At 35.6% G+C, this 10446-nt stretch carries 9 protein-coding genes and 2 pseudogenes; 7 read left to right on the top strand and 4 right to left on the bottom strand.

The annotated features are described in order from the left end of the window. The 7 genes and pseudogenes from D8Q48_RS16445 to D8Q48_RS16410 all read left to right on the top strand — a co-directional run. Window positions 1-200 (top strand): annotated as a pseudogene (locus D8Q48_RS16445) (CPBP family intramembrane glutamate endopeptidase); the annotation flags it as partial. Between the two features lie 556 nt (window positions 201-756). Beyond that, window positions 757-3795 (top strand): annotated as a pseudogene (locus D8Q48_RS16440) (SrtB-anchored collagen-binding adhesin). 238 nt (window positions 3796-4033) lie between these two features. Then, on the top strand, window positions 4034-4360 hold the full coding sequence (locus tag D8Q48_RS16430) for a YdcP family protein (RefSeq protein ID WP_121057297.1): 327 nt from the start codon (window positions 4034-4036) through the stop codon (window positions 4358-4360). Between the two features lie 15 nt (window positions 4361-4375). Further along, window positions 4376-4759, top strand: a complete 384-nt coding sequence (locus tag D8Q48_RS16425; protein WP_121057295.1) for a YdcP family protein — start codon at window positions 4376-4378, stop codon at window positions 4757-4759. Between the two features lie 156 nt (window positions 4760-4915). Continuing rightward, on the top strand, window positions 4916-5677 hold the full coding sequence (locus tag D8Q48_RS16420) for a CPBP family intramembrane glutamic endopeptidase (protein ID WP_121057293.1): 762 nt from the start codon (window positions 4916-4918) through the stop codon (window positions 5675-5677). Between the two features lie 30 nt (window positions 5678-5707). Continuing rightward, entirely contained in the window at window positions 5708-6148 is a 441-nt protein-coding gene (locus tag D8Q48_RS16415) for a hypothetical protein (RefSeq protein ID WP_121057291.1), read from the top strand. A 290-nt stretch (window positions 6149-6438) separates the two neighbouring features. After that, window positions 6439-6675, top strand: a complete 237-nt coding sequence (locus D8Q48_RS16410; RefSeq protein WP_004843528.1) for a DUF6061 family protein — start codon at window positions 6439-6441, stop codon at window positions 6673-6675. Window positions 6676-6826: 151 nt separating this feature from the next. Here D8Q48_RS16410 and D8Q48_RS16405 read toward each other — a convergent pair whose 3' ends face one another. The 4 genes from D8Q48_RS16405 to D8Q48_RS16390 all read right to left on the bottom strand — a co-directional run bounded on the left by D8Q48_RS16405 (window position 6827) and on the right by D8Q48_RS16390 (window position 10234). Then, the gene (locus D8Q48_RS16405) at window positions 6827-7435 is read right to left on the bottom strand and encodes an ATP-binding cassette domain-containing protein (protein WP_005608342.1); all 609 of its coding nucleotides are present in this window, start codon (window positions 7433-7435) and stop codon (window positions 6827-6829) included. After that, on the bottom strand, window positions 7432-9372 hold the full coding sequence (locus D8Q48_RS16400; RefSeq protein ID WP_005608344.1) for a DUF1430 domain-containing protein: 1941 nt from the start codon (window positions 9370-9372) through the stop codon (window positions 7432-7434). Before D8Q48_RS16400 ends, D8Q48_RS16405 begins: the two co-directional genes overlap by 4 nt. After that, window positions 9373-9822: a hypothetical protein gene (locus D8Q48_RS16395; RefSeq protein WP_004843525.1), complete on the bottom strand. Its 450-nt coding sequence runs from the start codon at window positions 9820-9822 to the stop codon at window positions 9373-9375. 67 nt (window positions 9823-9889) lie between these two features. After that, window positions 9890-10234, bottom strand: a complete 345-nt coding sequence (locus D8Q48_RS16390) for a hypothetical protein (protein ID WP_008402210.1) — start codon at window positions 10232-10234, stop codon at window positions 9890-9892. Between the last annotated feature and the right edge of the window lie 212 nt (window positions 10235-10446).

Below are 10446 nucleotides of genomic sequence, written 5' to 3'. Positions count from 1 at the left end.
AAACCCAGAATATCTGGGTTCCGATAATTATTCATTTTCTGAATAATAATATGGTGGTAGTTTTTTCAGGAACGTACTCTGCGGATGTACTTCAGAATCAGCAAATCCACTGGGGAGATATTCCTGTTGCACTGGTAATGAATCTGCTGATCTTTGGATGGGTGATCTTTCTGAAGCCATTTAAGGAGAAAAAAGCATAATATTGAATTCATTCAAATTATTTAGAACAATTTGCCGGAGTACCAGTATTTTTAGTAATAGTTATTTTAATTTCATGTATTGCTGATTGGATGATATTCGCAAAAATTGAAGTGGCATAACTTATAATAGACTAATCAAAATTGTAATCAAAAATCACTGTCCATTCTGTGGCAAATCATTAAGGGGTGTACCTATAAATAGTAAAGAATATTGTCCACACTGTAGTTGTAAAATAGAACAGGAGCATAAGAAAATTCAAGTTTGTGAATTAAAAACACAATAAAAATCTGATTATCCGCTAAAACACAGTATCTATCAGCATTTTCAAGGAAACAAACACATCAATTTACTACTTATTTACTACTAACGAATGAGCCTTGATACGCAAGTTTTCTTAGATATGCAAAGATATGGTACAGTACATCAGTATTGAAACAAGAAAAAATCGAATAACTTATAGACTATGGAACGCCTAAAATGACGTTCCTTTTCTATTTCCAGCCGTTCATTATGGACGGCTATTTTATTACCCAAAATGAAAGGAGCATTAGATTTATGAAAAAGATGTTAAAACGATTGTGTACGGGCTTCTTAGCTCTTGCAACTGTCGTTACTGCTTTACCGACTACACCCGTTCATGCAGAAAGTAAGCAATACTGGACGGAGTCAAAAGAACGTGTCGGTATCGTTGAAAAAGTAATGAATGACGGTTCGATTGGTTCTACCTTTAATGAGGGACATTTGACCGTTGAGGGCGAGGACGCTTACTGTATCGACATTAACACAGATTTTAAGAATGGTTACAAGACCAGAGCTGACGCAAGCACCCGTATGAGTGCCGACCAGATAAGCGACGTTGCCTTATCTATCGAATATGTAAAACAGTACACAGACAGCCATAGCGGAATAAGCAAAAATCACGCTTACCTTTTAAGACAGCTTGTTGTCTGGCAGAGATTAAGCGTACATCTTGGCTGGCAATGTGATAACGTGCGAGCTTCTTATAATGAAATTCCAAAAGCAACGCAGGACGAAGTGTACGCTGGTGCAAAAGCCTTTGTCAAAGAGAATAAAGGACGCTATGAATGTGGCGGTTATATTTACTCTGGCGAGGGGCAGGAATTAGGGCAATTCTGGGCGAAACTAAACGTCGGAAATGCGAAACTGCAAAAGACTTCCAGTAATACCAGCATTACAGACGGTAACGGAAATTACTCTATCGCTGGTGCAACATACGTTGTCTTTGCTGATAAGGACTGCACGAAACAGCTTGCCACCCTTACGACTGATAAAAACGGAAATACAGATGTTGTAGAGGTAACGGCTGGCACAGTCTATATCAAGGAATTATCTGCACCAGCAGGATATAAAGTGGATAAAACAGTTTATCCATTGACAATCAAAGCTGGCGAAACAGCAACCTTGAACGTATCTGATACACCAAAAGTAACGGACACTTTGATTGAGCTTCTCAAGATTGACATGGAAACACAGAAAGACAATCCGCAAGGGAACGCTTCTCTAGCAGGTGCGGAATTTACATGGAAGTATTATGCAGGTTTCTATAACAAAGACAATCTCCCTGCCGAAGCTACTCGTACATGGGTTACAAAGACAATCGCTGAAACAGACAGTAATGGGACAACCCACTACATCACAAAATTAGCGGACGCATACAAGGTATCTGGCGATAACTTCTATATGCAGGACAGTAAAGCCGTTCTTCCTTTAGGAACACTAACCGTTGAGGAAACAAAAGCTCCAAATGGTTACTTGTTAGACGGTGCATATATGCAGGCTAGCGATAAGTCCGAACAGATTAAGGGCTTATATGTAACACAGATTACCGAGGACGGCGACCTTGCCGTATTGACTGGAAGTAACCAGTTTTCTGTATCAGACAAGGTTATCCGTGGCGGTGTGAAAATTCAGAAACGGGCGATACAAAGCCACAAGGAAGTGGCACCTTAAAAGATACTGCCTTTGACATCATTTCCTTAAATGATAATTCTGTATTGGTTGAGGGCAAGCTCTATAAGAAAAATGAAGTGGTAAAGACAATTCGTACAGATATTGAGGGTATCGCTTCTACTTCTTCTGACCTTTTACCTTATGGAAATTTCCGTATCGTTGAGAGTGAAGCTCCCTACGGTTACTTAACTGACGGTGCAAAACCGATTGATTTTACAATCACAGAAAATGGAAAAATCGTGGACTTAACCGACGAAGCCCATTCTATCTACAATCAGATTAAGCGTGGCGATATTGAGGGCGTAAAAATCGGTGCAGGCACACATAAGCGTCTTGCTGATGTTCCGTTTAGGATCACAAGCAAGACGACGGGAGAAAGTCATATCGTGGTAACTGATGATAACGGGCAATTCTCCACTTCTGCTGACTGGGCTTCTCACAAATACAATACCAACGCAGGAAAGACCAGCGAGGACGGTGTGTGGTTTGGAACTTCTGAACCAGACGACAGCAAAGGTGCATTGCCTTATGATACTTACATCATTGAAGAATTGAGATGTGAAAGCAACAAAGGCTTTGAGCTTATCCCACCATTTGAAATCGTAGTATCAAGAAATAACCGTGTGATTGATTTAGGAACTTTGACTGATGAATACGAAAAAGAAATCTCTATCTATACCACAGCGACCAGCAAAGACGGCGAAAAAACTATCCTTGCAGGAAAAGAGGTTACAATCGTTGATACTGTCAAATTAGACGGACTTACAAAAGGCACAAAATACCAGCTCAAAGGCTGGCAGATGTTAAAGGAAGAAAACGCTGAACTTGTCATTGACGGAAAGCGTGTAGAAAATGACTATACCTTTACTGCTGATGATGAAGCTATGAAAGTGGAAATTGCTTATACATTCAATGCGTCCGAGCTTGGTGGTAAAAATCTGGTAACATTCGAGGAATTATACGATTTGAGCAATCCAGACGAACCCGTAAAAGTTGCGGAACATAAAGACATTGAGGACGACGGGCAGACAGTACTTATCACAGAGCATATCATCAAAATTCATACAACTGCTACCGATAAGGACGGCAACAAAGAGCTTGAAGCAGGAAAAGAGGTAACAATCATTGATACCGTAACTTTAGAGGGCTTAGAAGTCGGCACACAGTACAAACTTGTAGGCTGGCAGATGTTGAAAGAAGAAAATGCAGAGCTTCTTATCAATGGGAAACGTGTGGAAAGTGATTACACCTTTACCGCAGACAGCGAAACTATGAAAGCGGAAGTTGCCTTTACCTTTGACGCTACTTCTCTTGACGGCAAACAGCTTGTAACTTTTGAAGAATTGTACGATTTAAGCAATCCAGACGAGCCGAAGAAAGTTACCGAGCATAAGGACATTGAGGACGAGGGACAGACGATTACCTTTAAGGAAAAACCCGAAGTCCCAGAAGAACCAGAGAAACCCGAAACGCCACAGACACCAGATACACCGCATAAAACAGACAGTCCAAAAACTGGCGATAGCACAAACCTTTACGGACTGCTTGCACTTTCTTTTGACTTCTGGTGCTGGATTGGCAGGTATCTTCTTCTGCAAACGCCGTCAAACGAAGAAATCATAAGGCGGTAACGGTATGAGAAAAGGAAAATCACGTTCTCCGCCGAAGCTGTCAAACGGCAGACTTCCGCTTATTCTGGCTTGTCTGTTAACAACCTGCAAGAACACGGATAGTCAAGGGTGCGTAAGCATTTATTTTACCCTTTACTATCTGTGGGATTGCTGGTACTTCCCTAACCGCCAGAATAAGAAATCACTATCAACAAATTTATCCAAAATAGAAAGAAACGAGGTAAAACAATATGGAAATGAAATATGTTGTGCCAGATATGGCACAGTCTTTTGGAACACTTGAATTTGCAGGCGAAAGCGACCCTATTTTTGAAAGGGATAAAAATAACCGCAGGGTCTTAGCCAGACGAAGCTATAACCTTTATTCTGACGTACAGAAAGGCGAAAATGTTGTGGTAGAAATTCCCGTGCAGGCTGGCGAAAAGCATTTCAAGTATGAGCAGAAAGTAAAACTTGTCAATCCGAAGTTATACGGCAGAGGTTACGCAATCGGGGATATGGGACATACCGATTATGTGTTAGTTGCTGATGATATTGTAACAGTTCAAGAAAAGTAAAGGAGTGAAGAATTTATGAGATTATCAAACGGGTTTGTCATTGACAAAGAGAAAACATTTGGAGAATTAAAATTTACAGCGGTGCGTGATGTGTACTTGCAGAATGAGGACGGGACACCGAGTACCCAGCTTAAAAAGCGTATCTATGATTTGAAGTGCAGTCTGCATGGTGGAATTATTCCCGTGTCCGTACCGCCAGAAGTACCGTTAAGGGAATTTCCGTACAATGCAGTTGTGGAACTTGTCAATCCCGTAGCCGATACCGTATCGAGAAAGACCTATACGGGTGCAGATGTGGACTGGTATGTAAAGTCAGAGGATATTGTGTTGAAGAATAAAGGAAACCAGAACGCAGGCAGTCCACAAAACCATACACCGCAGGGACAACCGAAAAAATAGGCTTGCTGAATAGATTTTCATTGTAGCGGATATATGGAACTGCTATAATATGGGTATGAAGAAACGGACAAATACACTGTAATATAGTATAATGACATTAAAAACGGTGATAGCATAGAGAAAGTGCTGATTGAATGAGAAGTGGTGAGCAAAATTATGAATAAAAAAGAAATGAATGCCATCTCTATATTAACGGTTTCCATTGCCTTTATGGAGCTTACAGGTATTCCAAGTGTAATTTTTATAAATATCAAAATCGTCGATATAGAGCCAATGTATTTCAATTTGATGATAAATTTTTTGATAATAGGTATTGTCGCCTATTTCGTTTTGAAGTATCTTTGCCCGAATTGGGAGTTGGGATTAAAAAAAGAGGGACTGGCTAATGGCTTGAAAAAATACGGCACCGTCGGTGTCGCTGTTGCTGTGATAAGCTTTTTTGCATTTTATATCGGACTAATGCCCTTTGATTTGAAACCAAGCTTGTTTAAAGTATTGATTGAGGGCGTAATTTATCATATAGGTGTGGCTTGTATTGAAGAATTGTATATAAGGGGTATGCTTCTTAATCTGATAGAAAAGTTTTGTTATAAAAGCAAGAACAAAACCTTAATTGCCATCTTGTTTTCCTCTGTTATATTCGGGGTTGGACACATTTTCGGAGTGCTGAATCAATCTGCTTTCGTAATTCTCAGCAAGGTTGTGCAGACGGTCGGAATGGGCATTTTCTTTGGAACAGTTTACAAAAAAACAAAAAATTTATGGCTGCCGATTATCTTTCATTTTTTAATTAATGTATCCGCCCTGCCTTATTGCTTTTCTGATTTACAGGGCTATGCGAATTTGACCTTGTATATTGTAGTACCGACATATTTTATTTTGGGGATTGGCAGTTTAATGATTATAAATAAAGATTGACGCATTTTATTTTGCGGTGGAGGAACTACAATGGAGTTTAGTTGGATAAACGGATGGGGAGCAATGATTGTAATAATCATGCTTGTTCCCAACATCATTTTTGGTATAAAAAATCCTTATTTAGAAAACAAATGCGAAAACGTGATTATGAACACGATTGAGCAGGTCGGTCGATATACAAGCATGATATTAATGATTGTTCCCGTTTTAGTAGAGAAATTCGATTTCAAAAGTGTTTTTGAGATGATTTTCTATATAGTAGTAACAAGTGCATTATTGTTACTATATCTGTTAGTTTGGTTCTTTTATTTAAAATCACAGTCAACGAATAAATCAATACTATTGGCGTTATTACCAACAATGATATTTGTTATCAGCGGTATTCTGTTAAGACATTGGCTACTTATGATTGCAGGAATATTGTTCGGAATAGGACACATATTTGTAACTTTACAAAATAGTAAAAGATAAATCCCAGTTGATATTTCACATATTTTAGGAAATTTAATAACTGTTATATTTAATTATCAAATTCTTCGCAAACCCTTGAAAATACTAAGTTTGTAGCAAGTGAGCTTTCCCTTACTCTTTCCCTTGTGTTATATTCTCACATTGGTTTTCATGAACCTTAATATGGGAAAAAATAAGGGAAAGAAAATTTCATAACACAGTATAACAATAACGACATGGTGAACTGATTGAAATGTTTTCGATATTTAACTCTATAACTGATTATTAAAAGAAAATGGAGATAAGATACGATGAGAACAATTTATGCAGAATACAACATAAATCACGATAGTATTGATGTTTACACAAGTGCCGGATATATGCTTCGCATTGATTGCTGGAAAGCTGAAAAAAATCTAAAAACCACATACGGATCAGAATGTGCGCTTACTTCATTGGCTGTGGATGAGCCTTTGGAATATGCAAGATTATATCTTGAGGGTAATTTACAGATGTGGGTAGATGCAGAAGACTCACTAGAGTTATAATCCTTATCCATATAAATAATATGCAAATATATATCCCATCAATATAGCGAATATACTGAAATAAAAGTATCTTTATAATCAATTTTAACCAAAAGAATATGTTCTTAGAGGAGGTGTCTCCCGAAAGAACATATTCTTCTATTATGGGTAATTATAAATATAGAACATGCTTTTCTTGTGCTACAATTTCTTCACTATGAGTTACAACAATAACTGTTTTTCCCTGTTCACTTAACTCATGCAATATATTCATAACAATCTCACTATTTTTTTTGTCTAAGGAACCAGTTGGTTCGTCTGCTAATACAATCGAACATTTCTTTAGCATTAAACGAGCTAACGCAACTCTCTGCTGTTCGCCACCAGATAATTGATAGACTTTTTTGTTAATTACTTTCTGTAAACCAACTTTTTCAAGAGCTTCATTTATTGAAATATCCGTTCTACCTGATTTTTTTATTATTTCTAGATTTTCTTTTACTGTTTTGTTTTCCAAAAGGGCAAAATTTTGAAATAAAAATCCAACAACTTCTTTGAAATATTTCTGCTTTTTTCCTTTTTTTGCCACATCAAAACCATTCACAATAATAGAACCTTTGTCAGGAGTTTCAATACCTCCAATCATATTAAGTAAAGTACTTTTTCCGCATCCACTTTCGCCACTAATTACCAAAAAACGGCTATCTGGAATTTCCAAATGAAAATTTTTGAACAAAATTTTATCATTATATGCTTTGCATAGATTTTCAATTGTTATCATAAGCAACCTCCTTTTAATGATTTCGGTATGTTTGTTTTTTCAACAATTGTGATATTAAAGAAAATAATTGTAAATTCTATTAGTGCCATAAATGAACTAACAAGAATGCTAATTCCTACTTCAGTCTGTACCGATAATAAAGAATAGATAAGCATACCTACTAATATCACAAAATTTTCCACTACAATCATTTTAAGAAGTGTTTTGTGCCGTTCAAATAAACTATATCCAAAGATTTTCATCAAGGAAATTTTCATTGCATTTTCTCGGAACTCTAGTCTACTTACTGTAACAATAATCATAATATTTAAAAGCAATACAATCGTACAAAGAGAACTTAAAAATCCCACGAGTTTTATTAAAAATGTGTGATTATATAAATACTGTTCATGTACGTTTGTAATTACTAGCTGATAATTTCCAAGCATATCTTCATACTTTTTGCTGATATTTCTTAGCTGTTTTTCATCACATTGAAATAAAACTGCTCCTGCTTTATAGCTTTCAAGATACCCACCATTGACTGCTAAATCTTTGTTTGCCTGATAAATAATTATCGGATTTTTGCTTTTTTCGATACCATTTATTCTACTTGTATCTAAATAGGAAAAGTATTCTGTTTCGCTATACTCTATGTACTGAATATTTAATTGTTGTAAATTATCATGATTTAAAACATGGCTCAAGGAGTCATAGGCTAATTGCTTGTTTTTAGCAAAATATCTATTCTTTGGAATGAAAATAATCAAATCAGAAGATTCATTCTCTACTGCATTTATCTGCTTCGTAAAACCTTGTAACATATCTTTTGCATGATTATTTACATATATCACATCATTTTTATCATTTAAAATATTCAAGCATATTACAGGCTTTAATGTGTTATATTCATTCTTGTATAGTTTATTCCAAAAAGCTTCTTCTTTTTCAGCATTAAAATCAGTAGTCTTTACGGTAAAATAATTTGCATCATAATATTCTTCTAACAAATGTTCATTTGTAAATAGGTTATTATGAATACTACTAATATTAGTGGTAATTGTAAAAACAGCGGCTACCCCTGCTATAAATTTTAACGAATAAATTAAAAAATCCACTCCTCTTTTGTGTGTTGCATTTGCGAATGCCTTTCTAATATCAAAAAAGCAAAAAGAACAATATGGAATAGTGGAAAGAATAATTCCAATGGAATATAAAATTGTGACGAGTCTATTCTCATATGCTCCCGATATATAATTTGACAGCAATATTTTTGCAACAATAAATAATGCAATGTCAAAAGTTACATCGAATAAAGCAGCCTTAAATGCTATGAAACCAGCACTTTCTCCTAAGGAAACTCGTACAACAACCTCTTTTTTTCGCCTAACCACTTCAATTACATTTAGAACAATCATCAATGCAATAATCATACCCCATATAATAAAAATCATGTCCTTTTCCGTAGAATTCCAATATTCTGGATAAGTTAAGCTATATTTTTCTGATAATTTCTGATATGCAGAGATAATATTGTCCTCATTTCCTATGTATGAGATAAAGTTTTCATAACCCACAGAGGTACTTTGCAATTCTGAGAGATTATGAAATTTTACTTTCGTAATTCCGGAAACTAAAGCGGTATATTCTGATTCTTCTATGTTTGCAGTATTTTTTAATGTTTGTCTGATTACTTTATCATCGCCATAAATATGAAGTGTTGAAAGGTATTTATTATTGATTTCATTGTACTGAGAAAAAATATGTACATCATTCTCCGTTGCAGTTTCTGATACATCTTTCAGAAACTGCGACATATCTTCACTAGCAACTTCATAGCGTGATGACGTAAAATATGCTGTAGAAAAGTTCCAAAGCTGATCTTGAAATATTTCAGATTGCATAAGTATTCCAAAAATCAGGAAACAAAACAAACATAAGTTTTTAATTGCTTTCATTTATTTCAACCCCAGATTCCATACTTTATTTGCTTTTTCAAATATCGTAGTCAATATTGTGCTATTTTCATCAACAATCCATTGATCTTCTTGATCTTCAGCTTTTTTGCTACTTGACAACATAATTTGAGTATTCAAATCCTTATAGTCATTAAATAGCACGCCTTGACTTATTCCTTGGTGAAATGGTTTTATCCAAATAATTAGTGCATATCGAACATCTGACTCAGCTATCGCAAGATTTCCATTCCAAAGCAAATAATCAGGGACAGACACACTATACTGGAATCCATCTTTATCTGTGTAAATTTTTACTCCAGATTCTTCTATTTCAGGGAAGTCTTTCTGAAATTCGTTATATGGTTTATAACTCCCGAAGTACCAAAATAAATTATAGCAACAGAACAAAATAACCAAAACAATTCCTATATATTTTATTTTTTTCTTCATTTATATACACTCCACAAAAAAGAGTGGTTGGAATTCCAACCACTCAGCCATTATCCCGAACCTTTGTTTAGTAGCTATTACCGTAGGTAATACTATTTCCTTTATGAGCAACCTCAATTTTAGACCAATTACCTTTACCAACATTTGAACCCGAAAAAGAACCATTTCCATTCTTGACATATGCGTAATGATCTTTAGTTGAATGATATGCGTGTGCATAATCTTCATTAATAGCAAGAGTATTATAACCATAAGTCAAAACACCTTTTCCGTCATCAGATGTAGTGCTCAATTCCCACTTTTTATCAAATGTCTTATTCCCGTTTGTAACAGAAAATGCCATTACTGGAATTGATGAAGAAATTAACATTGCACTAATAGCTACCCCTACAATCACTTTCTTTGCTCTCATAAGTTTTACATCCTTTGATCTGCTGTATTTCTATTTATATTTTATCAAATATTTTGTATCAAGTCAATCAGTATCTTGACTTATACAGGGTTGTTTCATGAACTATCCATGGGCAGATCTAACTTATTGCATCCTTGCTATCACATCTCTCATATTGTTTCTGATTCATTGGTCATGTAAAAAAGCGCAAATTAACTCTATATCCCTTTACA

The organism is Ruminococcus sp. B05 (assembly GCF_003628495.1).
Taxonomy (GTDB): Bacteria; Bacillota; Clostridia; order Lachnospirales; family Lachnospiraceae; genus Schaedlerella; species Schaedlerella hominis.
The sequence above is the reverse complement of the archived record's forward strand: the minus strand, read 5'-3'. Positions and strand labels throughout refer to the sequence as shown.

Bases quoted from the DNA above. Each gene is read 5' to 3' on its own strand.
- D8Q48_RS16430 (WP_121057297.1), top strand. From the start codon at position 4,034: ATGGAAATGAAATATGTTGTGCCAGATATGGCACAGTCTTTTGGAACA.
- D8Q48_RS16395 (WP_004843525.1), bottom strand. From the start codon at position 9,822: ATGAAGAAAAAAATAAAATATATAGGAATTGTTTTGGTTATTTTGTTC.
- D8Q48_RS16420 (WP_121057293.1), top strand. From the start codon at position 4,916: ATGAATAAAAAAGAAATGAATGCCATCTCTATATTAACGGTTTCCATT.
- D8Q48_RS16390 (WP_008402210.1), bottom strand. From the start codon at position 10,234: ATGAGAGCAAAGAAAGTGATTGTAGGGGTAGCTATTAGTGCAATGTTA.
- D8Q48_RS16410 (WP_004843528.1), top strand. From the start codon at position 6,439: ATGAGAACAATTTATGCAGAATACAACATAAATCACGATAGTATTGAT.
- D8Q48_RS16400 (WP_005608344.1), bottom strand. From the start codon at position 9,372: ATGAAAGCAATTAAAAACTTATGTTTGTTTTGTTTCCTGATTTTTGGA.
- D8Q48_RS16425 (WP_121057295.1), top strand. From the start codon at position 4,376: ATGAGATTATCAAACGGGTTTGTCATTGACAAAGAGAAAACATTTGGA.
- D8Q48_RS16405 (WP_005608342.1), bottom strand. From the start codon at position 7,435: ATGATAACAATTGAAAATCTATGCAAAGCATATAATGATAAAATTTTG.
- D8Q48_RS16415 (WP_121057291.1), top strand. From the start codon at position 5,708: ATGGAGTTTAGTTGGATAAACGGATGGGGAGCAATGATTGTAATAATC.